Here is a 25,417-nt window from a genome sequence, read left to right as displayed (position 1 = left end):
CACGACCTCCCGTCTTTAAGAGAAGAATCCATTCCTTATGGACGCTACGCGCCAAGATAAGGAATGTAAACCTTCCTTATTGATCGAAGGTGACTACGATGGCCGCATGACGGCCGAGCGCACCGAGACCCCACGGCGGCGTCGTCGTGGGCCCGAGTTGGAACAGGCCTTGCTGCAGGCCGCGTGGGACGAGCTGGTCGACGTCGGATTCGCCAGACTGACCATGGAATCGGTCGCCGCGCGCGCGAAGACCGGCGTCGGCGTGCTCTACCGCCGATGGCCCAACAAGGACGATATGGTGTTGGCCGCTCTCACCGACTACGCCGCCAACACTCCCGCCGAAACCCCCGACACCGGCAGCCTGCGCGAAGACATCCGGCAATTGCTCCACACCATGAACGACGCGCGCTCGGGCATGCTCGCCGTTGTCAGCGCGGCCTTCGCCGGACTCCATGACAGTTCCGGATACACCCCCGCCGCGATTCGCGAGCAGATGCTGCACGGTGCCGGAAACACCCGCGCCGCCGACATCTTCGCCCGGGCCGCCGAGCGTGGCGAGATCGACCTCGACCACGTGCCGCAGTCGGTGCTCGACCTGCCATTCGACCTGATGCGGCACGATCTGCTGATGCGCCTCGAGCGGGTCGGCGACGATCGCATCGACTCGATCGTCGACGACATCTTCTGGCCGTTGGTGACCTCAGAACGTGGCTGAGGCGTTTGCGCCGTCGCTGTCGGCGCGCACCCGATCGATCGCGACCACCAGCGAGATGATCGTCGCCTCAAGCGTCTCGTCGAGCACCTCGACCTCGTAGGTGTCCGCCCAGCTCAACAGCTTTCGGTGAATCGTGGCGACCGGCTGCCCGCCGCGCAGGACGCTGAAATTCATGTCCCACCAATCGCCGGAGACGTCGAGGCCGGCACCGTCGATGGTGTAGCGGGGCTTGAAAAAGCTGAACTCCTTGCGGATCGTCGCCACCAATTGACCGTTCATCTCGACTGTGAACCTCGGCTGAAAGCTGAACACCGCCTTGGTGATCTCGGCAACCGGCCGGTCGAAGGTGTCGGTGATGGTGAAGCTCTTGGGGATCTTCATGAAGCTGCCGCTGACAAGGTATCGCGGTTGCTGGGCCTGATCGAGCACGGTGAACTTGCCGCTCGGCGAGAGCATCTTCTGCTTGATGTAGAGCGTGGACATGGGCCTCCTCTCGGATGTGGCCCACCCTAGCGGCTCATCGCGTCGATTCCCGGGCGATGTGGTCTTCGCAAAGGCTCAAGGACCATTTTCTCGCCGCTACCAGGTGTATCGCTGTGTGGGATACCCGTCGGCGAACCCGACTGGCCCACCTGGACCCCGGCGTCGCTCCTCTGACCATTCTGCAGCCGGGCAACCACCCTCTCCGCGGCCGAGACAACCGCCATCACCACATCACTGCCCGGTTGAGGGGGCCGCACTCCTCGAGGAGGCGCTCGCGGTGACCCCCCGAGGGCGGTTCGTCGGCCGTCCTCGTCAGCGTGCCGCTGCCAACAACAACCGCCGTTCCGCCGCGGCGACCGCTCGTCTGGTCGCGTCAACGGCGTCGGGGTTCACCGACACCGACGTGATCCCGAGTTCGACGAGGCGTTGGGCGAATTCGGGTTTCGTCGACGGAGCCTGCCCGCACAGCGACGTGGTGATGCCCAGACGCCGCCCGGTGGAGATGATCTGGCCGATCGCGTCGAGTACCGCGGGATCGGACTCGTCGAACACCTCTGCGCAGATCTCCGAGTCACGGTCGACGCCGAGCATCAACTGGGTCAGGTCGTTGCTGCCGATGGACACCCCGTCGATCCCCATCCCGACGTACTCCGGTAGCCAGTGAACCACCGAGGGTACCTCGGCCATCACCCACCGCTTCAGCCCTCGCTGGTGTCCGAGACGACTGGCGTCGATCAGCGAAAGGCATTCCTCGAGCTCCCATTTCGTCCGCACGAACGGGATCATCAGCCCGAGATTCGGTGCGGTGTCGCGGATACGGGCCAGCGCTTCGAGCTCGAGACCGAACAACTCGGGTTCCTTGATATAGCGGAAGCAGCCGCGATAGCCGATCATCGGATTGTGCTCGACCGGCTCGTACTCCTCGCCGCCGCGCAGGGTACGGAACTCGTTACTGCGAAAATCGGTGGCGCGGTAGATGACTGGACGCGGCGCGAACGCCGTCGCGATGCGGCCCACCGAACTCACCAGTGCATCCACCAGGGTCTCACTCTCACCCTTGGCGATGAGATCGTGCGGATGTCGACCGCAGAGCGCCTCGGTGAGGATGAACTCCGCGCGCAGCAGTCCCACACCGTCGACGTCGAGAGCCGCCACCGACTCCGCGCTGTCGGGCATCGCGAGATTCACATAGATCCGGGTCCCGGTCACCTCGGCGCGCGCCACCGTCGGCGTGCCCGGCGACGTGACGGCCACCGTGGCGGTGGTCTCGGGTACACCGGCACGGACCTGGCCATGCGTACCGTCAACCGTGACCACCTCACCCGCGGGCAGATCCTTTGTGGCCGAACGTGCTCCGACGACGCAGGGCACGCCGAGCTCGCGGGCGACGATCGCCGCATGACAGGTCATCCCACCAGCGTCGGTGACGATCGCCGCCGCACGCCGCAGGGTCGGCAGCCAATCGGGGTTGGTCATCGGCGCGACCAGCACCTCACCATCGGCGAGCTGCCCGCCGTCGGCCGGCGAGTTCAGAACGCGGACCGCCCCGCTGGCGATGCCGGGAGCGGCCGAGAGTCCCTGGGCCAGAACCGTTCCGGGTGGCGACGAGGTGGCGCCGAGGGTGGTGATCGGGCGTGCCTGTACCAGCCACACCGCGCCGCCGGGATCGATCGCCCATTCCAGATCCTGCGGGCAGCCGTAATGGTCCTCGACGGCCAGCGCGAGCTCGGCGATCCGTCGCACGGTCTCGTCGTCGAGGACCCGGGCCTGCGCGAGATCCTCATCGAGGTCTTCGGTGTGGTCGACGCCGTCGGTACCGCGCACGATGCGGAAGTCCTGATGCCCGATGTGGGTCTCGAGGATGGAGCCGGTGGACTTGTCGATGATGTAGGTGTCGGGTTGCACCATCCCCGACACCACCACCTCGCCGAGACCCAGTGCTGCCTCGATGGCGACGCGGTCGCGCGCACCAGTACTCGGGTCGGCGGTGAACGCCACCCCGGACCGTTGCGAGGCGACCATCTGCTGCACGACCACCGCCATGGCGGGCTCGTCGGTGAATCCCCTTGTGGCGCGATAGGCGACGACCCGGGGGCCGAACAGCGACTGCCAGCACGCGCTCACCGCGTCGAGCAGCGCCATGTCGCCGACGACGTCGGTCAGCGTGCGGTTCATGCCGGCGAACGAGGCATCCTTGCCGTCCTCACCGGTGGCCGACGAGCGCACCGCGACCGGCACGTTGTCGCCGAGCCGGTGATAGGCGTCGAGGATGTCCTCGCGCACCTGGGGGTCGATACCCGCGAGCCCGACCTTCTCCTGCAACTCGTTGCACAGCGCGGTGAGTTTGTCGTTGTCGGCGACCGCGGCGAGGGCGTCGCGATGCTTCGACGCCAGCTCCTCGGCATATCCGGCGACCGACATCGACTCTCGATAGCAGTCGCGCAGCAGGACGAATCCCGGTGGCACCGGCAGTCCGGCGCTGCACAGTTCGCCGAGATTGGCGCCCTTGCCGCCGGCGTCCTCGGCATCGTCGAGTCGAAGGTTCGAGAATTCTCGGATCATTGCTGACCTCCTCGTTCACCTTCCATCGTCCGCGCCGACGACGGCGACGCCTAGGGACCGAGGACACCAGTTGGTGCTGGGTAGGATCGACAGAGCCATGCGAGAACCGGCCGGCACGACCGACCTGGTGATGATCACGGTCATCACCGTCGTCGGTGTGGCCGCCGCGTTCAGTGCGCTCGCCTCCGCCTACGTCTATCTGCGCGAACGTCCGGGACGCGACCGTGACATCCAGGGCAGGGACATCCAGGGCAGGGACATCCAGGGCAGGGACATCCAGGGCAGGGACACCCGGGAACGTCTCGCCCGGCGGTGGCTCCTCGCCGTGGCGGTCTTCGGCGTCACCGCTGTCGTCCTGCGATTCGGATGGCTGATCCTGGGCTGATCGTCAGCTCGCCGCGGGCCCGAGTTCCTGCTCTTCGGCGTGGGCCTCGGTCAAGACGGCGTCCATGTGTTCGGCCATTGTCGTGTTGTTCAATCGGAAGTGCACGGCGAGATAGAACACGACGACGCTGAATACCACGGTGATGATGTTGGCCCACCAGAAGCCGAGGACGGCGCTGCTGTCGAGATCGCCGGCCAGATAGGAGATCAGGGCGAGACCGGCCAGCCACAGGATCATCCATGAGCCCGAACGCATCTCGAGGACCGGCTGGTCGTACACCATCTCCAGGATGGCCAGCAGGACGAGGCCGATCAGGACGGCGATGAACAGTTTGAGGTTGATCGTCCATGTCGACCAGATAGCGATGAGGTTGGAGGCGACGAACGCCAACAGCGGGATCACATCACCGCCGGGCACGCGGAACGGCCGTTCGCGCTTGGGGTCCGAACGACGCAGTGCCGCAACGACTACAGGCCCCGCCGCAAAGGACAGCACGGTCGCCGAGGTGATGAACCCGACGAGCTGCTGCCAGCTCGGGAAGGGCAACAGGATGATCAGACCGAGGACGAAGGCGACGATCAGGCTGACCAGCGGGACACCGCGGTTGGTCGTCTTGGCCAGCATCTTCGGTGCATTACCGTTGCGCGCCATGGCATAGGACACGCGTGAGGTGACCGTGGTGTAGATCAATCCGGTGTCTCCGGGGGAGACGATCGCGTCGATGTAGAGCAGTGTGGCGAGCCAGCCCAGTCCGATGGCGGTGGCGATCGCGGCGAGCGGACCGAAGTCGTTGGTGAACCCCATCGTCGCCCATCCGTGGATGAAGTCACGCGGATTGAGAGAGCCGATGAACGCCACCTGCAGTGCCACATAGATGATCCCGGTGAGGATCACCGACCCGATGACGGCGATGGGCACGTACTTTCGGGGATTCGACGTTTCGCCGGCGAGTTCGATTCCTTGACGGAAACCCAGGAACGAGAACACGATTCCGGAGGTGGCGATCGCGGTGAACACACCCTCCCAACCGTTGGGCATGAAGCCCTTGGAGGTGAAGTTGCTGGGATGGAATTGGGTGACGAGGAAGGCGATCACGACGACGGTGATGATCGCGAGCTTCCACCACACCAGAACGTTGTTGACCCGGGCGAACCAGCGGACGCCGATGTAGTTGACCACCACGAAGAGTGCGAGGAGGACCACGGCCGTGAGGTAGCCGAGGCCGGTCAGGGTGTGCACCGTGTCGCCGTTGACCGTCGACTTGGAGGTGAACGCGGCGTACTTGGTGGCGTACTGCAGCGCGCCCTCCACCTCGATCGGCGCGACCGTGCCGCACGCGATCCACAGGATCCAACCGCTGGTGTAACTCGCGAACGAGCCAAAGGCGATGTGCGGGAAGCGAACAACACCACCGGAGACCGGGAACATGGTGCCGAGCTCGGCGAAGGTCAGTGCGATCAGCAAGATCATGACCGCACCGATCGACCACGAGATGATCGCCGCGGGACCGGCCTTCTGCGCGGCGTTCATCGCGCCGAAAAGCCATCCGCTACCGATGATCGACCCGACGCTGGCGAACAGCAGACCGATCAAACCGACATCTCTGCGCAGGTTCCGATTGTCACCCGCTTCAGGCTTCGCACTCGTCTGGGTCATCTGAACTCCTTAGCAGACAGAAGAACTTTTACCGTACTGAATTGCGCGTGAAAAGGGATCGGGCGCCGGACTTTTCCGATTTATAACCACCTTTTCTCCTCATATCCGGCACGATGAGGGGCGCGAGGAAAGGTGTGCCGTACGGTGGCGCCCATGCGTCGACACATGATTCGTACAGCCCTCGCCGCAGCGCTCTCGGCGGTGGCGGCATCGGTCGTGGCCGTCACCGGAGCACCAGCACACGCCGCACCTCTGGGTGATACCGCGCGTGCCGTCGAGCTACCGGGTCGGCTGACCGCAGCCGACGCCTACGCGGCCACCCGGCCGGGCCACACCGGGATCGTGGTGATCGACCGCGTCACCGGCGCGACGTACGCAGATCGCAACGCCGACACCCCGGTGTGGACGGCGTCGACGATCAAGCTGGCGATCGCCACCGACCTGCTGAATCGGGCGAGGTCGGGTGCGATCACGCTCTCGCCCGCCAATCGCGCCGACATGCACGCCATGCTCAACAGCTCCGACGACGAGGCGACCGATCGACTCTGGTTCGCCTTCGCCGGGCCTGATCACCAGACCTTCAACCGTGACTTCCGCGCGTTCGGGATGACGTCGCTGGCGCCGCAGCGAGGATTCACCGAGTTCTATCCCTATTGGGGATTCCAGAAGGACACACCGCGCGATCTCGCACGACTGGTCGACTACGTTCTCACCCGCACCGCGCCGACCGACCGCGCCTACCTCATCGGCGAGATGCGCGGCGTCGCACCGGATCAGCAATGGGGGATCAAGTCGTTGCCCGCGAATCTGGCGCCCGGCAACAAGAACGGCTGGTCCGACGAGCAGGGCGGGTCGGTGATGAACTCCATCAGATTCGCCGGCGACAACCAGCGATTCGTCGTCGCCATCATGAACAACCTTGCGGGCCAGGGTGGTCAGGCGCAGGGTAAGGTCACCGTGTCCCAGGTGGCACGAGATCTCCTGGGCTGACCTATCTCCCAGCTGAGACGGAGCAACCATGACCGACGCCCACCCGATCAGCAGGTTCGAGACGCCGACGCTCGAAGACCTTCCCGATGATGTGCGTGAGCGCATCCTCGCGGTACAGGAGAAGTCGGGTTTCATCCCCAACGTGTTCCTCCTGCTGGCCCGGCGCCCCGACGAATTCCGGGCATTCGTCGCCTACCACGACGCGTTGATGGACAAGCCCGGGAATCTGACCAAGGCCGACCGCGAGATGATCGTCGTCGCCACGTCGAGCCCCAACCAATGCCAGTACTGCGTCGTCGCCCACGGTGCGATCCTGCGCATCCGGGCCAAGAATCCGCTGATCGCCGATCAGGTCGCCGCCAACTATCGCAAGGCCGACATCACCGATCGTCAACGCGCCATGCTCGATTTCGCCCTCAAGGTCTCGACCGAGGCCTACGCGGTGTCCGAATCCGATTACGACGCACTGAAATCCCACGGCTTCACCGACGAGGACGCTTGGGACATCGCGTCGATCTCGGCGTTCTTCGGGATGTCCAACCGGATCGCCAACGCCACCAATCTGCGGCCCAACGAGGAGTTCTACGCGATGGGGCGCGGGGATCGCTCACGGTCCACGTAATGACAGTGCCTGCGTGCCGAGAACGATTGCCAGGTCCAGCTTCTCGGCATCGGCAGTGTCCGGCTCCGCAGTGTAGATCATGATGCGCAGGTCGTCGCCGGCGACGACGAGGGTGTCGCAGTCGAGGGTGATCGGCCCGACCGTCGGGTGATCGATCACCTTGTGACGTGCGGCGTCGGGGGCCGGCGCATCGTCGGCGGACTCCCAGAGTTCGGTGAATCTCGCACTCGACGAGGTCAATTCATCGATCAGATCGCGCAGCGTCGGATCGGTCGGATAGCGTACTGCCGTCATGCGGAGATCGGCGACGAGCCGCTTGATCTGTGCGTCGTGCTCCTGCGCGCTCTGACGGGCACGTGATGCCGGGCCGTGGATGTTGCGCCACAGAGCATTCCGCTCCCAACGCGTGAGGACCGACGTGTCGCCCATGAGTGCGTCATAGGCGGGGTTGGCGATCAGCAGATTCCACGCGGCGTCATACACCACGACCGGTGTGCCGGCGAGGCGGTCGAGCATCCGCGTGACACTCGGTGCGATCCGGGTGCGGATGAGCCCGATGCCGGGCGCGGTATAGCCGGCGAGCAGGAACAGCCGTTCGCGGTCCGCGTCGGGAAGACGCAGCGCTCGCGTCAACGATTCGACGACCTGCGGAGAAGGGGACGTCGCCCGGCCCTGCTCGAGCCGGGTCAGATAGTCCACCGAGATACCGGCGGTCATGGCGAGCTCTTCGCGACGCAGACCCGGAGCGCGCCGCCGCCCACCACCCGGGAGGCCGACCGCTTCTGGTGAGAGGCGCTCCCGATGACGCCGGACGGTCTTGCCGAACTCCTCGTTCTTCACCACGCGCACCACTTCAGTTTGCTCCCGCAGTCCGCGCGGTGTCCTGGTACTGCGAGTCCTACGACAATCAGACGGCTGCCTATCAACCCGCCGACGCGCGAGGATCGATGCATGACAACCACAGTGATCACCGGGGCCAACAAGGGCCTCGGCAAGGAAACCGCACGCCTCCTCGTCGGCCGAGGCCACCGGGTGTACCTCGGTGCACGAGATGAGGGTCGCGGGCGAGCCGCAGCGCAGGAGGTCGGGGCGCAGTTCGTCCAGCTCGACGTCACCGATGACGCGTCGGTGGCCTCCGCATTCGAGACGATCGCGGCCGAGGGCGGACTCGATGTGCTCGTCAACAACGCCGGCATCGCCAAACGAGCCGGTGGTGCCACCGAGGCGATGGACGGTCCGAGCGTTCTCGAGGTCTTCGACACCAACGCCGTGGGCATCGTCCGCGTCACCGAAGCCGCGCTGCCGCTGCTCCAGCAGTCCGAGAATCCTGTGGTGGTGAACGTGTCCAGCGCTCTCGGCTCGTTCTGGGCGACCCACGAACCGTCGCGACCCGCGTCGCACTTCGTGTCCATCGTGTACGGCTCCAGCAAAGCGGCGGTGTCGATGCTCACCGTCCAATACGCCAAGGCCTATCCCGACATCAAGATCAACGCGGTCGAACCCGGGATCACCGCAACCGAACTCGGTGGCGGCGAGCCCGGCAGCCATCCCGGGCGCGCACCCGAGATCAGCGCCCGGACCGTCGCCCGGCTCGCCTCACTCGGGCCCGACGGACCGACCGGCACGTTCTGGGAGGACGACGCTGCGCTGCAGTGGTGAGCGTCCCGCGCAACGCTCACCAATCAGACCGGTGTCTGATTCGCTCGCGCTGCGACCTCGGTGACCTGGGCGTACGCTCCCGATATGAGCAAGTTGAGTCCGGTGGTGTCGGCGTTGGGCGCCGCACAGTGGCAGCGTTGTCTCGAGCCGCACCTCCTCGAAGGGGAGACGATCACCGCGTTCGTCGCCGTGCACCGACTCAAACCGACCGTCGAGGGCGTGGCGATCACGAACGCCCGGATTCTCGGATTCAACTCGGCCGCGGCGTCCGGCCGCGGAGTCATCACCATGCAGGTGGCCGCCGACGACATCGTCGGCGCCGAATTCATCGGTGCGCGGCTGGTGCCCACGCTGACACTGCGCACCGTCGACGGGCCGCGGGTGTTCGGGCAATTCCATCGGGACGAGACGGAGTTCCTCACCTACTTCGTCGAGTCGCTGCACTCCGCCGGGGTGGGCGCCGATGTGGCGCCCGCGCTGACCCGGTGGCGACGGCAGCGCACCGAAGCCGCCGAGCGAACCCGACGGCGACGCGCGCAACGACGGCGGGTGACGGTGTACGGCGAACCGATGACCGAGGCGCAGTGGGAGGCCGTCGACGAGCACGCCGGCGACGGTGACTACCCGTGGATGGTCCTCAACGCGGGGCGGCACGGATTGCTGGCAGCCTTCGACGACCGCGTCGAAATCCGCAAGACCGGCTGGGAGTCCGGGTCGGCGGCCGGAGTGCATGTCGAGGTGCTCGCGCTGGCCGACATCACCGGCATCGAATATCGGTGTGGCGCTTTGACCGGCTGTCTCGAATTCTCGACAACCGACCATCCCGCGTCGGGCACCGACGATTTCTGGCCGTGCTCGGTGCAGGATTCCGAGCATCTCTCCGCGTTGCGCCCCAACGTCATTCGGGTGCCCAAACCGTACTATCTGGGTGCTCGGGCGGCGATCGAGGCGTTGCGTGAGCGGGTCGGCATGGGGCTCTCGGCCTGAGTGACGCCGTGACGGCACCGCCGCGGGGGGAGCGGCGCCGTCACGACTCGCCAGGGTCACTCACGACCCGAAGGCATCACCGGTCGAATCGTTGAAATTCGTCCGCATGTCGTTGAATGGATTGCGCGGTCCGTAGAGCCGCGCGGTGGCGCTCGTGACCCCGCCGGGGCAGGTGATCTTCAACGTCGCATTCTGAGTGACCTTGATGATCCCGCCACTACCGGTCGGAGGGATGTTCGGGACCGATTCCACCTGTGTGCCTTCGGTGACAGTGGCCGAGCATCCGGTGCGGCCGTGGGTGTTCCACGTGGCCTGAGCCGAGTCGGTACCGATCAGCAGGATATGCGCTTCGGGGGGATCGGCGGCTGCGGCGGTGGCGGCGGGCGTGATTGCGGCGGCGATGCCGGTCGCGACCGCGGCGACACCGATGAGGTGTTTCTTGTTCATGGCGGGGGCCTTTCGGGCTGGGTTCTCTGGCGGCCGGTCCGGAGTGGGCCGGTAGGAGGAACTGTGCGCCGGACAACCGTCGACGTAACGAGTAGTGCGGCACGCGGATCGGGCGAAGCGGACTACTCGCCCCGCGCCATCCGCGCAGGAAGAACTCAAATCGGGCAGAGACTTGCCCCAGGGGGATGGTCGGCGGCAGAGTGCTTCGGGTGACGAAGAATGTGGCCGTGCGCCTGTGGCTCTCGATCCTTTTGTCGGCGCTCGTCGGGTTCGGCGTGATGCCGGCGCCGACGGCATCTGCTGCGCCACCGGCCTCCAACGGCTACACGGTGACATTGGATCGCAATCCCGGTCTCGGTGGCGTGATTCTGCTGGCACCCGCCGACCTGCTGAACAACCCCGCCGTACCGCGAGCGATCGGGGCCATCGGTGCCCACGACCCGGTGACGCTGCAGGTCCGCGCCCGCAACGGGGCGCTGCTGCACCAACGGGTCATCCCACAAGGTCAGGAGGCCGGCAACTTCCAGATACAGACCTACCGCGGGCAGCGTGTGTACACGTGGTGGCAGGGTGCCAACGGTGCCGGTCATGGCGACGGGACCTACTTCATCGCCGACCGCAACTTCCAAGTGCTGCACCAACTCCGGACGCCGGTCGGCACCTCCGGTGACCTGCACGAGTTCCGCATCCTGCCCGACGGACGCCGCGCCGCGGTGACCAGCTACGCGCGCACCACCGCCGTGGTCAACGGAGCACGGGTCCCCGTCGTCGACTCGCACTTCTACATCATCGACATCGACAGCGGCAGAACCGAATTCTCTTGGGACGCACTGTCTCACGTTCCGGTGACCGCAACCACCACGCCGCTGCCGCTGCCGGGCCAGGGACTCGACTACTTCCACATCAACAGCATCTTCCCCGACGGCAAGGGCAACTACCTGGTGTCCTCACGCAACACCTCGGCGCTGTACCTCGTCGACGGAACCACCGGCGCCGTGCGTGCGGTGATCGGCGGCAATCGGTCCACCATGCGGGTCGCCGACAACGCGACGTTCCGCAATCAGCACGACGCGGAGCTGTTGCCCGACGGCACGATTCGGCTCTTCGACAACAACTCCAGCCTTCCCGGCACCGGCGGCCCGTCGTCGATCCTCACCATCCGGCCTGACTGGAAGAAGGGCACCGTCAGCCTGGTGTCGCGGTGGACCCATCCCGACCACCTCACCGCCTGGGCGATGGGCAACGTCGAAACACTGTCCGACGGTTCGGTGTTCGGCGGATGGGGCACCACCGGACACGTGGCGTCCTTCGACCGGACCGGGCACCTGATCTACGACGCGACCCTGTCGGGGATGATGACCACCTACCGCGCGTTCTGGTATCCGCAGGGGTTGTGAGTTCAGCTAGTGAGCGGCCTTGGGTGCTTGCTGGGCGGCGTCGTCGATGGCGCCGGGCCGGTCCATCGCGGTGAACATCTCGACCAGGCCGCGTGGTGCGTCGTCGGCGAAGATCATCTCGAGGCTTTCGGCGGAGTCGCCGGCCGAGGCTGCTGAACGTGTGAACAGCTCGGTCTCATAGGCTTTCAATGCGGCGTCGGTGTCGTCGGGGTGCGCGGCGAGCGCCAGAGCCAGCCGGGATCCGTCGTACATGGCGAGGTTGGCACCTTCGCCGGCGAACGGTGACATGACGTGGGCGGCATCGCCGAGCAGGGTCACTCCCGGGGTGTGTGGCCATGAGTATCCGACCGGCAGTGCGTTGATCCGGCGGGGTGTGAGTGCGGTGTCGGCGTTGGCGATCAGGCCGCGTAGATCGTCGTCCCAGCCGTCGAGGAGTTCGAGGATCGCGGCTTTGGCTGCGGTGGTGTCGCTGAAATCGATGGTGTCGACCCAGTTTTCGTCGGCTCGGTGTCCGAGGTAGAAGTGCAGGCTGCCGTCGGTTTCGCGGTGCCCGAGGATGCCTGTGGGCCCGCCGAGTGCGAACAGCATGCCGGTGCCCATCACCGCGGCCTCGGCCGGGTGGTCGGTGTCGGCGTTGTACAGGTCGGCTTCGATGAAGGAGATGCCGGTGTAGTCGGGCATGGTGTCGGACAACACGTGACGCACCTTCGACCAGGCGCCGTCGGCGCCGATGAGCAGATCGGTGGTGAAGCTGTCACCGTCGGCGAGCTCGACGCGGTACCGGCCGGTCTGCGAGTCGTCGGGCGCGATCGTGGTGACTTTGCTGCCCCAGTGCACGGTGCCCTCGGGTAGTGAGTCCAGCAGCAGATCGCGCAGGGTGCCGCGATCGATTTCGGGGCGGTCGAGTTCTCCGGTGTCGGTCTCTTCGTAGAGGACGGTGCCGGTCGTGTCGAGGATGCGCATCGATTCCCCGCCGGGATGGATCAGGGCGAGAAACTGTTCGTGCAGACCCGCTGCGCGCAGGGCCTCCTGGCCGCTGTCGTCGTGGATGTCGAGCATGCCGCCCTGGGTCCGTGCGTGGCGGTCGGGTTCGAGTTCGAAGATGGCTGCGTCGATGCCGTTGGCGTGCAGCACCCGGGCGGTGGTCAGACCGCCGAGACCGCCGCCGATGATGGCGATGGGGTAATGGGTGGAGGTCATGATTGTCCTTCTTTCACAACGTATTCCGGCGTGACGCCGGTCAGGGGATGGGGGGTCGTTCGCCGGCTGCGATACCGGCGATGAGGGTGTTCAGTGTCCATGCCCACCGCTGGGCCGGGGTGCCGGCCATGACGGCGTCGGCGTGCTCGGCCAGCGCGGGCGTGGATGTGGAGTCGGCGGTCTGCACGGCGACAGTCAGGGCGTGGTGGACGTCGTCGGGTAGATCACCGGCATCGGCGTCGCCGTCTTCGGGAGCGGCGTGTTCGGCGGCGGTTGCTGTCGCGTGAAGCAGCAGCATGTCCGCGCCCCACGCGGCACTGACCGGTTCGACACCGCCCTCGATGAGCAATGTCATCATCCGGTCGAACAATGCCAACAGGTGAGGCCCGTTGGGGCGGATCACCAGTGCCGAGCGTGCCAGCCCGTGATCCCGCATCAATACGTCTCGATAGTCGGTGACGAGTTCGACGAGCTGCTGTTGCCACGTTCCGGTGCCCGGGTCGTCGATGGTGCCGAGCAGCTCGTCGATGACGGCGGCGTGCAACTCGCCGGTGTTGCGGACGTAGACGTACAGCGACGCCGCCCCGGTGTCGAGTTCCTGGGCCACCCGCCGCATCGTCGCCTTGCGCAGGCCTTCGCGACGCATGATCTCGATGGTCGTGTCGACGATCCGTTGCCGCGAGAGCATTGTCTTCGCCGGACCGCGCCGGCGACTGTGTGGCTGTTTCGTGTCACTCATGATCGGCTCGATCAGTTCTGTTCGGCGGCAACCGTATTCGGGCGCAGTAACCGGGTCCAGTCCTCGACCGCGTCGAACACGCTAGCCAGCGCCGCGACATGCGGGCCCTCGGCGGCGACACCGGTGTCGTCGAACGCCGGCGACCACAACTGCAACTGGACGTCGGGCTGAACATCGGCCATGCCCAGAACCCCGGCCAGCACCCGCAACTGGTCGATCGCGCGGGCGCCGCCGACAACGCCGTAGCCGACGAAACCGATTGGCTTACCACCCCATTCGGCATACAGGTGGTCAAGAGCATTCTTCAGCACGCCGGGGATGCCGTGGTTGTACTCGGCGGTCACGATGATGAACGCGTCGTACCCGTCGATCAGGTGCGCCCACGCCTTGGTGCGTTCGTCAATGTACTTGCCCATCATCGGCGGCATCGGCTCGGCCAGATGTGGCAACTCGTGCTCGGCCAGATCGATCAACTCGTAGGTGGCCTCACGGGTGGATGCCGACTCCAGAACCCAGCGTGCCACGCCCTCACCTTTGCGGCCCTGCCGCACCGATCCCAAGATCACACCAATCCGCATGTCCTACTCCTCTCGTCGTCGTTAACGAACATGTTCGTTTGTCGCTTCCAGCTTAACGAACATGTTCGCTATTGTCGAGTGAGCTCGGTCTCATGAGGTGGCAGCTATGTATCAGCCGAAGCGGCTCAACAGTTTTGCCGTGTTGCCGTACTCGATGGCGTGTAGTTCGTCGGCGGTGAGGCCGGCGTGGACGAGTTGGTCGATGGTGCGGGCGACGGTGGGTTCGGGGGCGGCCGGCCAGTCGGTGCCGAAGAGGACGTGACTGATGTCGGTGATCTGCAGGGTGGGTAGTAATGAGACGGGAGCGCCGGCCATCGCGGTGTCGTAGTAGAGCCGGGCGAGCATGTCGGCGACGTGTTGTGGCGTGATCGGGGTGTCGTCGGGTCCGATGGCGACGGTGGTGTGTTCGCTGATGCGCCAGGAGAGGCTGGGCAGTGGTCCGCCGCAGTGCGGCAGGATGAGCACGAGGTTCGGATGGCGGTGGAAGACGCCGGTGTAGAGCGCGTTGACGATGTTGCGTGCGGTGTCGAAGGGGAACTCGATGACCGAGCGTGGTCGTCCGAGTGCGAGTTCGGCGGCGTGTGCGCAGTCGGTGGGATGGATGAACACCGGTGTGCGCCGCCGGTTCAGTTCGGCGAGAACGGGTTCCATGAACTCGGAGCCGAGGTAGTGGCCGCCGATGTTCGAGTTCAGGGCGATACCGTCGAGGTGCAGGGTGTCGAGTGCGTAGCCGATTTCGTCGAGCATGTCGTCGGCACCGGTTCCGGGTAGCACGGCGAACGCCCCGAACCGGCCCGGGTGGGTGGCGATCAGTTCCGCGTAGTCCTCGTTGACCTGCCGGGCGAAGCGGGTGGCGAAGCCGGGGTCGTCGGGTGTCGCCATCGGGGTGAACGGCAACGACAGGATCTGGGCGGTGATGTCGAACTCGGCCATCACATCCAGCGCGGTGTCGGCCGTCCACCGGTCCCGGTCGGGGCCGCCGGGACCTCGACCGGCGATCAGGTCGGCGACGGCGCCGCCGAAGTAGTGGGCGTGGACGTCGATTCTCCCGGCGGCCGCCACCCTCACGACCCCAGTCGGGTGCCGCGCCGCCAGACCGCACGGGTGTTGAGGGTCGCGGTGATGTCGGAGGTCGGGTCGCCGTCGACCACGAGCAGATCGGCGCGCAACCCGGGCGCGATCCGCCCTCGATCCTCGAGGCCGAATCGTCGGGCCGGGATACTGGTGGCGGTCCGCAGGGCCTCGACCGGGGTCAGGCCCGCGCGGACGAGGTACTGCAGTTCGTGGTGCACGCTGGCGCCGTGAGCCAATCCGCCCATGAACGGTAGGGGCACGGAAACATCTGTGCCGCACAGGATGTCGACGCCACGGTCGTGCAGTGCCTTCACCGAGGCGAGGACGTCGTCGAGGCTGCCCTGGGGATAGTGGTTGAAGCTGGAGCGCAGAGTGGTCATCCAGTCCTCGTCGAGGCGCGAGGCGACCCGTGGGTCGTCGGCGAGTTCGGCGCCGGTGATGCCCATCATCGAGGCGTTGAGGACGACGCAGGGGGTGACGAACACCCCGGATTCGACGATGCGGTCGATGATCTCGTCGGTGTGCGGTTGGTCCATGAACAGATGCGCGAGTCCGCCGATCCCGGCGTCGAGGGCCATCCGGGTGCTATCAATCGTCAATGCGTGTGCGACGGTGAGCATTCCGCATCGGGCGGCCTCGGCGACGCCCGCGTCGAGGGTGGCCTGATCGAGCATGGGGATACCGGGATGGCCTTCGACGCTGCCGTCGTCGACCATGAACTTGATGTAGTCCGAACCGGTGTCGATCAGCTGCGGGATGTAGGCGATCGCCTCCTGCGGGGTGCTCACGAAGGGGCGCACCGGCGCGGGACCGGGGGGTGGGCCGCCCTGCCCGGGCGGCGGACCGGGCTGGAAGCCCTCGGGGAACAGCTCGCTGGGGTGACCGCCGGGCGGAGTCAGCCCGAACCCGGCCGAGCGTACATCGGCCAGCCGGTCGTCGCGGCCGATACCGGCCTGCTTCTCGCCGATATTCGTGCCTTGCATCTCCAATTCGGTTGTCACACCGAAGGTCAGCGCCAATGCCAGCGCGGATTCGCTGGTGTGGACGTGGGCGTCGAACAGGCCGGGCAGCACGGTGGCACCGGTCGCGTCGTAGACCTGCGCGCCCTCGGGGATCTCACCTCCCACCGCGGTGATCTCGGTGCCGTCGACGACCAGTGTGGTGGCCTCGAGCACGTCGGTTCCGTCGAAGATTCGGGCGTTGATGATTGCTGTGGTGGTCATGCGTTCCGCCTTCCGCGGACAGGCCGGTGAGCGTATCCACTCACGGCGAGGTGACTGACCCTGCGGCAGATGCAAGCGATCGACAGATAGCTGCTATTTGCACATAATTGACGATAGCAGCGAAATGCTGATCGGCAACCGCATGCACTACAGTCATTTGTTGTGAGTGCCGCCGCGAGACCTGATCCCGACGCGGTACTCGACGAGGTCGGTGCCGCGTTCGCCCGATTGCGGAGGCGGACAGCGCTCTTCGACGTCGATCCGCCGGTCACCCGTCAGGATCTGGTGCGCAATCAGATCATCAACATCGTCGATGAAGCAGATGGTGAGGTAACCGTCGGGTATGTCGCCGACCAGATGAGTGTCGACTCGTCTCAGGCCAGCCGCATGGTCTCCGGGATGATCAAGGATGGCCTGTTGATTCGGCAGGCATCGCAACTCGACGGGCGGCGGACAATCATCGAACTGACCGACGCCGGGCGCGGACTGCGCGACCGATTCCGCAGCCAACACCGACAGGCATTCCTCGAGATCACCCACGAGTGGCCCGCCCAAAAACGCCGCGACTTCGCGGCCCTGCTCGTCGACTACGCCGACGCCTGCGTCGCCGCCACGAACCGGCGACGACCCGAACCGGAGTAGCCCCGCGAGCGCCGTCCAGACAAGGAGCCCTGACGTGGAAAACCCGATCATCGCAGCCCTCGGCGCACTGGGCGCATGGCTCTTGGTGGCCGGGCCGCTCTACCAAGCTGCTACCGAACTGCGTGACCAGGGATTGACCCAGCGCCGGGCATTGCCCGACACGATCGCCCCTTCTCAACCGATCTCCCCGTGGTGGTGGCTGATACCGCCGGTCGCCTACTGGCGGCACCACCGAGAACGCACCAGAATCAAACGCGAAGTGATCGGCGTGATGAGCACCGAGGAAGTCCAGCGCATGCTGGCATTCTCCAACACCGCCCTGGGGTGGTTGCTCGTCGCCGCGGGAGCCACCTGCATCGCGATCAAAGAAACGTGGGAATTCGTACATATCGCCGACTGGCCGCCAGTGATGACATGGGTGATCATCGTCCTTGCGGCGGCCGTCGCGGTGGGCAACGCTGCGATGCAGACGGCGCGTACGTCCCACATCCTTGCCGCCGCCGAGGACTCGCGAGACGACTAGGGCCGCGTATCGCGTAAACCCCCGAGCGCATACACGAGGTCCACGGCCGCATCGACCAGGCGGTCCGGTTCGACGTCGATGTGGCCATCGGTGTACTCCAGGTACAACGAGATCAGGGCGCCCGAGAGCGCCGTGGATCTGATCATCCAGTCCGCTTCGTCGCCGCCGGTAGCCTCGGCGACCTCCGGATGACCCTGTGCGAGAAGCTGAATGACGGCTCGGGTGAAGATGGGGATACGGGTGGCGCTGTGCGAGCGGAGCATGTCGTCGGCCAGGGGCTCGCGTAACAGGATGCGGGCGCGGCGCGGATCCTCCTCGAAGAAGTCGCGGATGATCTCGAACGATGAACGCACCGCATCGCGCAGGTCACCGGAACTGCTCACGTTTTGAAGGCGTTGCAGGAGTTGGTCTTCGACCCGGTCGTGAACGGCGAACAGTAGTTCTTCACGGGAGGCGAAGCTCTCGTAGAAGTAGCGAGGGCTCAGCTGCGCTGCGCGGACCACCGCGCGCATCGTCACGGCCACGGCGCCCCCATCGCCCAACAGGGCTTCGGCCGCCGAGAGGAGTGACTCCCGGCGGCTCGACGACCGGTCTTGTGGACTCTGGCCACCCCACACCTTGGACGTGTTCATGACCGCAATACTGCACCACACCTCGATGAGCCGGACCGAGTCGGCCCGCAATTGACATCACCCGATATCAGATGAATCATGTGATTCATGTTTGGTCGGGCTCAGGTGCTCGATCGATCCGACGGTGTCCAGGAGGTCGACATGTACGACGAACAAGAGTTCCAGAGATCCCTCGCCCAACCGCGTCTCTCGCGTCCGGTACCCGAGTACCTCGATTCGAACCGGGCAGTGCCGATCAGGGCCATTCCCGAAGCCGAGCTGATGGCGAGCACCCGGGAATGGTTCGACGCCTTCGCCACGAAGCTCGACTACCTGAGCAACGTCCACGACAAGGATCTGTCGTGGGTCATGACCTGGGCGAAGAAGTACTGGTGGAGTTTCCTGGTGCGGGACATGACCATCAACGACGAGCTGTACACCCAGGACATCCGGTACACCGACGTCACCACCTTCGGCCGGACCATCGTCGGCATCGACGAGTTCGTCAAGTACAACTTCGCATTCTTCGATGCCATCCCGGACTGGCGGTACGACCCCCTTCCCGACCAGGTGTACATCGACGTCACTCCCGAGGGCACCGTGCGGACGGTCATCCGCTACATGGGCAGCGGCCACTGGAGCGGTCCGCTCAGGCTGCACCCGTACGACGATTCCGCTCCGACCATCTACGGGAACGGCCGATTCATCCAGGCCCCCGCGGTCGACCGATACCACTTCAACGCCGACGGCCTCATGGAAGAGGGCGAGACCCTCTATGACTTTCTCGACGGCGTCCAGCGGGCGGGCATCCTTCCGCGTGACGACAGCTGGCAGTTTCGCGCCCTCATGGGCCTGTCCAAGGTGCCTGCGGTCACCCGAGGTCTCCGACAGAAACTCGCCCGACGATGACCGACCGCCGGCCCGAAGCGATCGACGGACCCGACCATCAGATCGTCGTCGTCGGAGCAGGTTTCGCCGGGATCGCGCTGGGGGCCTCGTTACGCAAAGCTGGGCTGCAGGATTTCGTGATACTCGAACGCGCCGAGGAACTCGGCGGAACATGGCGGGACAACGTGTATCCGGGGTGTGCGTGCGATGTGCCGTCGCACCTGTACAGCTATTCCTTTGCGCCCAACCCCGACTGGTCGAGGACCTACGGCACGCAACCGGAGATTCTCGAGTATCTGCAGACGGTTGCCGACCGCCATGGGGTGCTCGACCACATCGGCTACGACACGGAGCTTCTCCGGGCCGACTGGGACGACACGGGCTCCCTGTGGCGTCTCACCACCTCCCGGGGACCGATGACCGCCCGGTTCCTGATCACCTGCGCCGGCGTCTATGGAGAGGCGCGCTACCCCGCGATACCCGGACGGGAACGATTCGCCGGCAAGGCTTTTCATTCACTGCATTGGCCCACCGACTTCGACCCATCCGGGCAGCGGGTGGCGGTCATCGGTACCGGAGCCTCGGCCGTCCAATTCATCCCGGAGCTGCAACCGCACGTCGAGCACCTGGTGGTGTTCCAACGATCCGCCCCGTGGATCGTGCCACGGATGGACCGCACCACCAGCGCCGTCGAGAGATCACTCCTGCGCCGCGTCCCGGCCCTGCGCCGCCTGCTCCGCACGGTCTACTACCTGGCGATCGAGAGCTTCGGGCTCGTCGGCTTCGTCGACGCGCGGTTTCGATACCCCTTCGAGCTGCTCGGGCGGTTCCAGTTGCGCCGGCAGGTGCGCGATCGCACACTTCGGAGGATGCTGACCCCCGATTATGTCATCGGATGCAAACGGGCGATCTTCTCTGACAACTACCTCCCGGCGCTCACCCGAGACAACGTCGACGTCGTCACCGCCGGCATCGCCGAGATAACCGACAGCTCGGTGATCACACGCGACGGACACGAGCACCCCGTCGACGCCATCGTGTACGGGACGGGATTCCAGGTCCCGCCGGCGGTGTACGAGCGAATTCACGGCCTCGATGGACGCACCTACGCCGACGACTATCGGGAGTGTCCGCGCAGTTACTTGGGCGCCGCGACCGCCGGATACCCGAACTTCTTCACCACTCTCGGTGCATTCGGCGCGGTCGGCAACCAGTCGGCGATCTACATGATCGAGGCCCAATGCCGCTACATCGTCGACGCGCTCGGTCAGTTACGGGACCGCGGCGTCGTGCGGGTGGAGGTCCGCGCGGGTGCACAGGACGAGTTCGTCGACGAGATGAACCGGCGCAGTGAGCACACGGTGTGGCTGACCGGTGGGTGCGACACGAGCTATTACCACACCGCCGACGGTCGCAATGCCGGCCTGTATCCGGGATGGAGTTTCGAATATGCCCGTCGCACAGAGCACTTCGACGCTGCAGCCTTCGACGTCGGACCACGCAGTCCCATGGCGGAGCGTGCTTCATGAATCGCCTCGACCCGGCAGGCAAGGTCGTCGTCGTCACCGGCGCCGCACAGGGTATCGGCCGAGCAGTTGCCGCGCGGATGGTGCGTCTCGGGGCACGGGTTGCGCTCGTCGACCGCGACGCCGTCGGGGTGCATGCGGCCGCGAAAGATCTGGGCCCGAATGCGGTGGCCTATGCGGCAGACGTCCGGGACCGAGAATGCATGCGGCGGGTGATGCGTTCGGTGACAAAGCATTTCGGATCGATCGACGTGATCGTCGCGAATGCGGGGGTCAGTCCGACTCCGGCCACCGTCCGTGCGCTCGACGATGACGAGTTCGATCGGGTGATCGGTGTCAACATCACCGGCGTGTACAACACCGTCCGGCCGGCGCTCGATCAGATCGTCGCCGGCGGCGGCCACGTGGTCATCGTGTCGTCGGGGGCCTCGTTCGCGCCCGGAGCGGGTGGATCGCCGTACATGGTCAGCAAGGCCGCGGTCAGCCAGCTCGGCCGTGCTCTCCGCCTCGAGCTCGCTCCCCACGGAGCCTCCGCAGGTGTCGTCTACTTCGGGATAGTTGACACCGATATGACACACGACATGCTCGATTCCGACGAGTTGGGACGTCAGATCGGCGGACTGCTGCCGTGGCCGTTGAGTCGACGGATCTCAGCTGACGACGCGGCTCGGGTCATCGTCGGCAACGTCGTGCACCGGCACGGCGAATCGTTCGCGCCGGCCGGATGGCGAGCGCTCAAATGGGTTCACGGAGCAGCCAACCCGCTCCTGGATCGATATCTCGTGCGCTCGGCCACCATGCACCGGCTGCTGGCCGAAGTCGACCGCGGAGCCGATGCGGCCGGGCATCACACCTGGTGAGGTCAGTGGGTGATCTACGCGCGGAACAGTTCGACGCTCGGCACCTGCGGCCCACGTTCAGCAGCCGCCTGCGCCAACGCGTCTCGAAACGCACGTACGGCGGGATGGCCGGACCGGCCCGTGCGGACCGCGGTGAACAGACTCCGTTCCGGGTCGCCGGGTAGGGCGTAGAGCCGCAGTCGCGGGTCGTCGCCGGCGATCAACGCGGGAACGAAAGCGAGTGCGTGACCGTTGGCCACGAACCTCGAATGCAGCAGGGTGTCTGGGCCGTCGAACCGCACTCGCGGCTCGAAGCCGGCCGAACGACACACGGCGCGTGCCCATTCGCCGCTGTCGGTCCCCGCGGGTTCGAGTGCCCACGGGAGTTCGGCGAGTTCGGCAAGTCCGGACGGCTCCACCGCCAGCGGTCCCTGTGCCGGGACGGCGAGCAGGAGCCGATCGTGGATGAGGTCGGCGCGATCGGTGCCCGGCCGGACCGGTGAGGGCCGCCCGGGGAACTGTTCGCCGAGGATGAGATCGAAGGTGTGTGACAGCAATCCCCGATACGCGCCCTCGACCTCGCGCAGCGTCAGCTCCACCTGCAACGCGGGATGGCTGCGTTCGAGCAGCGTCAGCACCCGCGGGACGATCTCGGCCACCACCGACTGGAACGACGACACGCGCAGCACTCCGTGCACCGACGGCTGGGCCTGCGCGAGGTCGACCTCGGCGCGTTCGAGTTCGGCGAGGATCACCTCGGCGTGCGCGACGAGTGTCAGCGCCTGATCGGTGAGCCGGACACCTCGCCCGACTCGCTCGAGCAGGGCCACGCCCGCCTCGCGCTCGAGTAGCGACAGCTGTTGGGAGATGGCCGACGGTGTGTACGACAACGCCTCGGCGACCTGGGCCAGGGTGCCCCGTAGATGCAACTCCCGCAGGATGCGCAGGCGGCTGACGTTGAGCATCACCACCTCCAGAATTGTTCAGTTCTGCTAATGGTAGATGAGTAGAAACATTCGCTGGATTGATCAGCGCCGACGCGTGATCCTGGTAGTCATGCCGGTGCTGATGATCTTGGGTTCGTGCGTCTCGCTGCAGTTCGGCGCGGCGCTGGCCATCGGGATCGCGTTCCCCGCGCTCGGCGCCGCCGGGGTCACCACGCTGCGTCTGGGGCTTGCCGCAATCCTCCTGTTGATGATGGCGCGGCCGCGGGCATGGCGTTGGAGCGTCGGGCAGTGGCGATCGGTCGTGGCCTTCGGTGTCGCGCTGGCCGGGATGAACGGCACCTTCTACGAGGCCATCGCGCGGCTGCCCCTCGGCGTGGCGGTCTCCATCGAATTCCTGGGCCCACTGATCCTCGCCGCTGTGCTGTCACGACGACGCACCGACCTGGTGTGGGTCGGCCTGGCGCTGGCCGCGATGGTGCTCTTGGGAGTCGAGAGCATGACCGAGGCGGCGGGCCTCGATCCCCTCGGCGTCTTGTTCGCTGTGATCGCCGGCGCGTTCTGGGCTCTGTACATTCTCACCAGTGCGCGTGTGGGGCAACGAGTTCCGGGCTCCGGCGGATTGGCGATGGCACTGGTCGTCGCGACGGTGTGCGTCCTGCCGTTCGGCATGGGTGGCCTGACGGCCGGACACCTCGACACCACTGTCGCGCTCGCCGCTCTCGGCACGGCACTGCTGTCGTCGGTCATTCCGTACACCCTGGAGCTCGGGGCACTACGCCGTCTGCCGCGGCACGTGTTCGGAGTGCTGCTCAGCCTCGAACCGATCGTCGCCACCATCGCCGGCTGGGTGCTGCTCGGACAGGCGGCCGGTGCCCTGCGGCTGACGGCGATCGTCCTGGTGATCATCGCCAGCATCGGCACCACGGTGGGCGACAAGCGCGGCCGCGTTGCTCACGACGATGAGCCCGATCCCGATCCACTCGAGGCCCCCGAGTCGTTGACCGAGCACGATCACGCCGATCAGTGCGGCCCACACCGGGTTGATGCTCGTCAGAGTCCCGAACAGGTGCGCGGGAATCCAGCGCAGCGCAGTCAGGTCCGTCACGTACGGCACGATCGACGACAGCACGCCGCACAGTCCCGCGAGAACCAGCGCGGTGACGGTGGGCCGGTGGGTGAGCAGCCAACCGATGGCGATGGGCATCCACACACCCGCGGCGACGAGACCGGCCAGGGCGCTGCCCTGCACTCCGGGCACCAGACGGCCCACCGAGCGATTGAGCAGGATGTAACACGCCCATGAGAGCGCGGCGATCAGCGCGAACCCGATCCCGACGTAGTCGGTCGTCGGGCCGGGGCGGGTCAGTGTCACCACGCCGAGTGCCGCGGTCAGTGCACACCCGACCGACACCGTGCCGCGTGCTCCGCACACCGCGATGGTGAGCGGCCCGAGGAATTCCAGCGTCACCGCCAGACCGAGCCCGATACGGTCGACCGCCGAATACAGGCCGAGATTCATCACCCCGAACACTACGGCCAGACCGATGATCGGCAGCCATTGTCGGCGGGTCAGCCCGCGGACCCGCGGACGGATCGTTGCCATGAGGGCAACGGCGGTGACGATCTGCCGCACGGCGACCACCCCGACCGGGGTCAGCGTCGGAAAGGCCATGGCGCCCAGGGCGGCTCCGGTCTGATTGGATGCTGCGCTGCCCAGGACGAGTCCGATGCCGCGCGTCTGACGAGACATGTGCATACCTTGACGGTATGAGTGGCCGATACCGATGACCAGTGCATATATTGACGTAGGTATACGCTTTGGTCATGGAGTGGGACCTGCGTGAACTTCGTTTCTTCGTCACCGCTGCCGATGCCGGATCGTTCACCGAGGCGGCTGAGCGCCTGTACGTCTCACAGGCCGCGGTATCGCGAACCATCGCCTCCCTCGAACGTTCGGTGGGTGAGACGCTGTTGCGCAGGATTCCCCGCGGATGCGAACTCACCAGCACCGGCCGACAGGTGCTGCCGCACGCCCGTCGAGTACTCGCCGAGGCACAACGATTCACCCAGTTCCTCGACAGCCGCCACGCCATTCTCCGGCTCGGATATGCCTGGGCCGCATTGGGAAAGCACACCACGACGCTGCAACGCGAGTGGGCCCGACAGCACGAGAACACCGAACTCGAACTCGTGCGACACAATTCGGCAACCGGCGGACTCGCCGACGGGCTCTGCGACGTGGCCATCGTCCGGGTTCCCGTCGACGAGAAGCGGTTCGGATCGGCGATCGTCGGCCTCGAACGGCGGCTGGTGGCCTTCGCCACCGACGACCCGCAGTGGGCGCGCCGACGCAGTCTGACGATGGCCGAGGTAGCCACCCGCCCGGTACTCGTCGACACCCGGTCGGGCACCACCCACCGCGAACTGTGGGCCGGGACGGCACGCTCACCCGAGGTCGTCGAGATCCACGACGTCGAGGGCTGGCTCGACGCCATCGCCGCCGGCCGCGGCGTCGGCACCACGGCCGAATCCACGGCTCATCACCACGCGCGCGGTGACATCACTTACCGCCCCGTCAAGGACGGCCCACGGATCGCGGTCCGGCTGGCGTGGTGGCTCGATCACGAGCCGGCAGCGCTCGGTGACCTGATCACCACGACCACACGCCTCTATTCGACGTGATCAAGCCGCACTGTCACATCCGCGCGAAACGCACTGTCACCT

27 protein-coding genes and 1 pseudogene are annotated in these 25,417 nt (G+C 66.1%); 14 read left to right on the top strand and 14 right to left on the bottom strand.

The genetic code is table 11. The annotated features are described in order from the left end of the window. The first annotated feature begins 106 nt into the window (after window positions 1-106). Window positions 107-715, top strand: a complete 609-nt coding sequence (locus GOPIP_RS06620; RefSeq protein ID WP_035727347.1) for a TetR/AcrR family transcriptional regulator — start codon at window positions 107-109, stop codon at window positions 713-715. Here GOPIP_RS06620 and GOPIP_RS06615 read toward each other — a convergent pair. After that, the gene (locus GOPIP_RS06615) at window positions 701-1,198 is read right to left on the bottom strand and encodes an LURP-one-related/scramblase family protein (RefSeq protein ID WP_006368816.1); all 498 of its coding nucleotides are present in this window, start codon (window positions 1,196-1,198) and stop codon (window positions 701-703) included. The two genes, GOPIP_RS06620 and GOPIP_RS06615, sit on opposite strands and share 15 nt — an antisense overlap. Before the next feature lie 312 nt (window positions 1,199-1,510). After that, window positions 1,511-3,760, bottom strand: a complete 2,250-nt coding sequence (gene ppsA, locus GOPIP_RS06610; RefSeq protein WP_006368815.1) for a phosphoenolpyruvate synthase — start codon at window positions 3,758-3,760, stop codon at window positions 1,511-1,513. Window positions 3,761-3,857: 97 nt separating this feature from the next. On the opposite strand from ppsA, the gene GOPIP_RS06605 reads away from it, so the two are divergent. After that, entirely contained in the window at window positions 3,858-4,145 is a 288-nt protein-coding gene (locus GOPIP_RS06605; protein ID WP_006368814.1) for a hypothetical protein, read from the top strand. 3 nt (window positions 4,146-4,148) lie between these two features. Here GOPIP_RS06605 and GOPIP_RS06600 read toward each other — a convergent pair whose 3' ends face one another. Then, window positions 4,149-5,801, bottom strand: a complete 1,653-nt coding sequence (locus GOPIP_RS06600; RefSeq protein WP_006368813.1) for an APC family permease — start codon at window positions 5,799-5,801, stop codon at window positions 4,149-4,151. Window positions 5,802-5,966: 165 nt separating this feature from the next. Here GOPIP_RS06600 and GOPIP_RS06595 point away from each other — a divergent pair, with 165 nt between their 5' ends. Next, entirely contained in the window at window positions 5,967-6,791 is an 825-nt protein-coding gene (locus GOPIP_RS06595; protein WP_035727345.1) for a serine hydrolase, read from the top strand. A gap of 28 nt (window positions 6,792-6,819) precedes the next feature. After that, a complete protein-coding gene (locus GOPIP_RS06590) occupies window positions 6,820-7,413 on the top strand; it encodes a peroxidase-related enzyme (RefSeq protein WP_006368811.1) in 594 nt (197 codons plus the stop codon). Here the strand turns inward: GOPIP_RS06590 and GOPIP_RS06585 are convergent. Further along, window positions 7,399-8,262 carry a helix-turn-helix transcriptional regulator gene (locus tag GOPIP_RS06585; RefSeq protein ID WP_006368810.1) on the bottom strand — a complete coding sequence of 288 codons (864 nt, stop codon included), beginning with the start codon at window positions 8,260-8,262 and terminating at the stop codon, window positions 7,399-7,401. The genes GOPIP_RS06590 and GOPIP_RS06585 overlap by 15 nt on opposite strands. A gap of 102 nt (window positions 8,263-8,364) precedes the next feature. On the opposite strand from GOPIP_RS06585, the gene GOPIP_RS06580 reads away from it, so the two are divergent. Next, window positions 8,365-9,072 carry an SDR family NAD(P)-dependent oxidoreductase gene (locus GOPIP_RS06580; RefSeq protein WP_006368809.1) on the top strand — a complete coding sequence of 236 codons (708 nt, stop codon included), beginning with the start codon at window positions 8,365-8,367 and terminating at the stop codon, window positions 9,070-9,072. An 84-nt stretch (window positions 9,073-9,156) separates the two neighbouring features. Further along, window positions 9,157-10,059: a hypothetical protein gene (locus GOPIP_RS06575; RefSeq protein ID WP_210739390.1), complete on the top strand. Its 903-nt coding sequence runs from the start codon at window positions 9,157-9,159 to the stop codon at window positions 10,057-10,059. A 60-nt stretch (window positions 10,060-10,119) separates the two neighbouring features. On the opposite strand, the gene GOPIP_RS06570 is transcribed toward GOPIP_RS06575, so the two are convergent. Further along, entirely contained in the window at window positions 10,120-10,506 is a 387-nt protein-coding gene (locus tag GOPIP_RS06570; protein WP_006368807.1) for a hypothetical protein, read from the bottom strand. Between the two features lie 209 nt (window positions 10,507-10,715). Between GOPIP_RS06570 and GOPIP_RS06565 the strand changes: the two genes are divergently transcribed. Further along, window positions 10,716-11,903: an arylsulfotransferase family protein gene (locus GOPIP_RS06565; protein WP_240524038.1), complete on the top strand. Its 1,188-nt coding sequence runs from the start codon at window positions 10,716-10,718 to the stop codon at window positions 11,901-11,903. A 6-nt stretch (window positions 11,904-11,909) separates the two neighbouring features. On the opposite strand, the gene GOPIP_RS06560 is transcribed toward GOPIP_RS06565, so the two are convergent. The 5 genes from GOPIP_RS06560 to GOPIP_RS06540 all read right to left on the bottom strand — a co-directional run bounded on the left by GOPIP_RS06560 (window position 11,910) and on the right by GOPIP_RS06540 (window position 16,717). After that, window positions 11,910-13,103, bottom strand: a complete 1,194-nt coding sequence (locus GOPIP_RS06560; protein ID WP_006368805.1) for an FAD-dependent oxidoreductase — start codon at window positions 13,101-13,103, stop codon at window positions 11,910-11,912. A 40-nt stretch (window positions 13,104-13,143) separates the two neighbouring features. Continuing rightward, window positions 13,144-13,842: a TetR/AcrR family transcriptional regulator gene (locus GOPIP_RS06555; protein ID WP_006368804.1), complete on the bottom strand. Its 699-nt coding sequence runs from the start codon at window positions 13,840-13,842 to the stop codon at window positions 13,144-13,146. 11 nt (window positions 13,843-13,853) lie between these two features. After that, on the bottom strand, window positions 13,854-14,420 hold the full coding sequence (locus tag GOPIP_RS06550; protein WP_006368803.1) for an NADPH-dependent FMN reductase: 567 nt from the start codon (window positions 14,418-14,420) through the stop codon (window positions 13,854-13,856). A 111-nt stretch (window positions 14,421-14,531) separates the two neighbouring features. Then, window positions 14,532-15,488, bottom strand: coding sequence for an amidohydrolase family protein (locus GOPIP_RS06545; RefSeq protein ID WP_231386893.1), 957 nt, complete (start codon window positions 15,486-15,488; stop codon window positions 14,532-14,534). Continuing rightward, a complete protein-coding gene (locus GOPIP_RS06540; protein ID WP_006368801.1) occupies window positions 15,485-16,717 on the bottom strand; it encodes an amidohydrolase family protein in 1,233 nt (410 codons plus the stop codon). The genes GOPIP_RS06545 and GOPIP_RS06540 overlap by 4 nt, the downstream gene beginning before the upstream one ends. A 162-nt stretch (window positions 16,718-16,879) precedes the next feature. Between GOPIP_RS06540 and GOPIP_RS06535 the strand changes: the two genes are divergently transcribed. Then, window positions 16,880-17,359 carry a MarR family winged helix-turn-helix transcriptional regulator gene (locus GOPIP_RS06535; protein ID WP_006368800.1) on the top strand — a complete coding sequence of 160 codons (480 nt, stop codon included), beginning with the start codon at window positions 16,880-16,882 and terminating at the stop codon, window positions 17,357-17,359. Window positions 17,360-17,393: 34 nt separating this feature from the next. Next, window positions 17,394-17,882 carry a hypothetical protein gene (locus GOPIP_RS06530; protein WP_006368799.1) on the top strand — a complete coding sequence of 163 codons (489 nt, stop codon included), beginning with the start codon at window positions 17,394-17,396 and terminating at the stop codon, window positions 17,880-17,882. Here GOPIP_RS06530 and GOPIP_RS06525 read toward each other — a convergent pair. Then, a complete protein-coding gene (locus GOPIP_RS06525) occupies window positions 17,879-18,514 on the bottom strand; it encodes a TetR/AcrR family transcriptional regulator (RefSeq protein WP_026920464.1) in 636 nt (211 codons plus the stop codon). The genes GOPIP_RS06530 and GOPIP_RS06525 overlap by 4 nt on opposite strands. Before the next feature lie 141 nt (window positions 18,515-18,655). Between GOPIP_RS06525 and GOPIP_RS06520 the strand changes: the two genes are divergently transcribed. The 3 genes from GOPIP_RS06520 to GOPIP_RS06510 are packed head-to-tail and all read left to right on the top strand — an operon-like array spanning window position 18,656 to window position 21,767. Next, window positions 18,656-19,402: a hypothetical protein gene (locus tag GOPIP_RS06520; RefSeq protein ID WP_006368797.1), complete on the top strand. Its 747-nt coding sequence runs from the start codon at window positions 18,656-18,658 to the stop codon at window positions 19,400-19,402. Continuing rightward, complete coding sequence (locus GOPIP_RS06515; protein ID WP_006368796.1) at window positions 19,399-20,910, top strand: flavin-containing monooxygenase; 1,512 nt, start codon at window positions 19,399-19,401, stop codon at window positions 20,908-20,910. Before GOPIP_RS06520 ends, GOPIP_RS06515 begins: the two co-directional genes overlap by 4 nt. Continuing rightward, complete coding sequence (locus GOPIP_RS06510) at window positions 20,907-21,767, top strand: short-chain dehydrogenase/reductase (RefSeq protein ID WP_006368795.1); 861 nt, start codon at window positions 20,907-20,909, stop codon at window positions 21,765-21,767. The genes GOPIP_RS06515 and GOPIP_RS06510 overlap by 4 nt, the downstream gene beginning before the upstream one ends. A 14-nt stretch (window positions 21,768-21,781) precedes the next feature. Here GOPIP_RS06510 and GOPIP_RS06505 read toward each other — a convergent pair whose 3' ends face one another. Then, window positions 21,782-22,711: a LysR family transcriptional regulator gene (locus GOPIP_RS06505; protein WP_006368794.1), complete on the bottom strand. Its 930-nt coding sequence runs from the start codon at window positions 22,709-22,711 to the stop codon at window positions 21,782-21,784. Window positions 22,712-22,774: 63 nt separating this feature from the next. Then, entirely contained in the window at window positions 22,775-23,032 is a 258-nt protein-coding gene (locus GOPIP_RS29395; RefSeq protein ID WP_244421116.1) for a hypothetical protein, read from the bottom strand. Here GOPIP_RS29395 and GOPIP_RS29800 point away from each other — a divergent pair. Then, window positions 22,941-23,555 (top strand): annotated as a pseudogene (locus tag GOPIP_RS29800) (EamA family transporter); the annotation flags it as partial. The gene GOPIP_RS29395 and the pseudogene GOPIP_RS29800 sit on opposite strands and share 92 nt — an antisense overlap. Here the strand turns inward: GOPIP_RS29800 and GOPIP_RS29385 are convergent. Beyond that, window positions 23,466-24,443: an EamA family transporter gene (locus GOPIP_RS29385; protein WP_006368793.1), complete on the bottom strand. Its 978-nt coding sequence runs from the start codon at window positions 24,441-24,443 to the stop codon at window positions 23,466-23,468. The pseudogene GOPIP_RS29800 and the gene GOPIP_RS29385 overlap by 90 nt on opposite strands. A gap of 74 nt (window positions 24,444-24,517) precedes the next feature. Here GOPIP_RS29385 and GOPIP_RS06495 point away from each other — a divergent pair, with 74 nt between their 5' ends. Continuing rightward, a complete protein-coding gene (locus GOPIP_RS06495; protein WP_035727335.1) occupies window positions 24,518-25,375 on the top strand; it encodes a LysR family transcriptional regulator in 858 nt (285 codons plus the stop codon). Window positions 25,376-25,417 lie beyond the last annotated feature (42 nt).

It is taken from the genome of Gordonia polyisoprenivorans NBRC 16320 = JCM 10675, from assembly GCF_000241325.1.
Lineage (GTDB): Bacteria > Actinomycetota > Actinomycetes > Mycobacteriales > Mycobacteriaceae > Gordonia > Gordonia polyisoprenivorans.
This window is presented reverse-complemented; position numbering and strand designations above follow the sequence as displayed.

Bases quoted from the DNA above. Each gene is read 5' to 3' on its own strand.
- GOPIP_RS06620 (WP_035727347.1), top strand. From the start codon at position 107: ATGACGGCCGAGCGCACCGAGACCCCACGGCGGCGTCGTCGTGGGCCC.
- GOPIP_RS06615 (WP_006368816.1), bottom strand. From the start codon at position 1,198: ATGTCCACGCTCTACATCAAGCAGAAGATGCTCTCGCCGAGCGGCAAG.
- ppsA (WP_006368815.1), bottom strand. From the start codon at position 3,760: ATGATCCGAGAATTCTCGAACCTTCGACTCGACGATGCCGAGGACGCC.
- GOPIP_RS06605 (WP_006368814.1), top strand. From the start codon at position 3,858: ATGCGAGAACCGGCCGGCACGACCGACCTGGTGATGATCACGGTCATC.
- GOPIP_RS06600 (WP_006368813.1), bottom strand. From the start codon at position 5,801: ATGACCCAGACGAGTGCGAAGCCTGAAGCGGGTGACAATCGGAACCTG.
- GOPIP_RS06595 (WP_035727345.1), top strand. From the start codon at position 5,967: ATGATTCGTACAGCCCTCGCCGCAGCGCTCTCGGCGGTGGCGGCATCG.
- GOPIP_RS06590 (WP_006368811.1), top strand. From the start codon at position 6,820: ATGACCGACGCCCACCCGATCAGCAGGTTCGAGACGCCGACGCTCGAA.
- GOPIP_RS06580 (WP_006368809.1), top strand. From the start codon at position 8,365: ATGACAACCACAGTGATCACCGGGGCCAACAAGGGCCTCGGCAAGGAA.
- GOPIP_RS06575 (WP_210739390.1), top strand. From the start codon at position 9,157: ATGAGCAAGTTGAGTCCGGTGGTGTCGGCGTTGGGCGCCGCACAGTGG.
- GOPIP_RS06570 (WP_006368807.1), bottom strand. From the start codon at position 10,506: ATGAACAAGAAACACCTCATCGGTGTCGCCGCGGTCGCGACCGGCATC.
- GOPIP_RS06560 (WP_006368805.1), bottom strand. From the start codon at position 13,103: ATGACCTCCACCCATTACCCCATCGCCATCATCGGCGGCGGTCTCGGC.
- GOPIP_RS06555 (WP_006368804.1), bottom strand. From the start codon at position 13,842: ATGAGTGACACGAAACAGCCACACAGTCGCCGGCGCGGTCCGGCGAAG.
- GOPIP_RS06550 (WP_006368803.1), bottom strand. From the start codon at position 14,420: ATGCGGATTGGTGTGATCTTGGGATCGGTGCGGCAGGGCCGCAAAGGT.
- GOPIP_RS06540 (WP_006368801.1), bottom strand. From the start codon at position 16,717: ATGACCACCACAGCAATCATCAACGCCCGAATCTTCGACGGAACCGAC.
- GOPIP_RS06525 (WP_026920464.1), bottom strand. From the start codon at position 18,514: ATGAACACGTCCAAGGTGTGGGGTGGCCAGAGTCCACAAGACCGGTCG.
- GOPIP_RS06520 (WP_006368797.1), top strand. From the start codon at position 18,656: ATGTACGACGAACAAGAGTTCCAGAGATCCCTCGCCCAACCGCGTCTC.
- GOPIP_RS06515 (WP_006368796.1), top strand. From the start codon at position 19,399: ATGACCGACCGCCGGCCCGAAGCGATCGACGGACCCGACCATCAGATC.
- GOPIP_RS06510 (WP_006368795.1), top strand. From the start codon at position 20,907: ATGAATCGCCTCGACCCGGCAGGCAAGGTCGTCGTCGTCACCGGCGCC.
- GOPIP_RS06505 (WP_006368794.1), bottom strand. From the start codon at position 22,711: ATGCTCAACGTCAGCCGCCTGCGCATCCTGCGGGAGTTGCATCTACGG.
- GOPIP_RS29385 (WP_006368793.1), bottom strand. From the start codon at position 24,443: ATGTCTCGTCAGACGCGCGGCATCGGACTCGTCCTGGGCAGCGCAGCA.
- GOPIP_RS06495 (WP_035727335.1), top strand. From the start codon at position 24,518: ATGGAGTGGGACCTGCGTGAACTTCGTTTCTTCGTCACCGCTGCCGAT.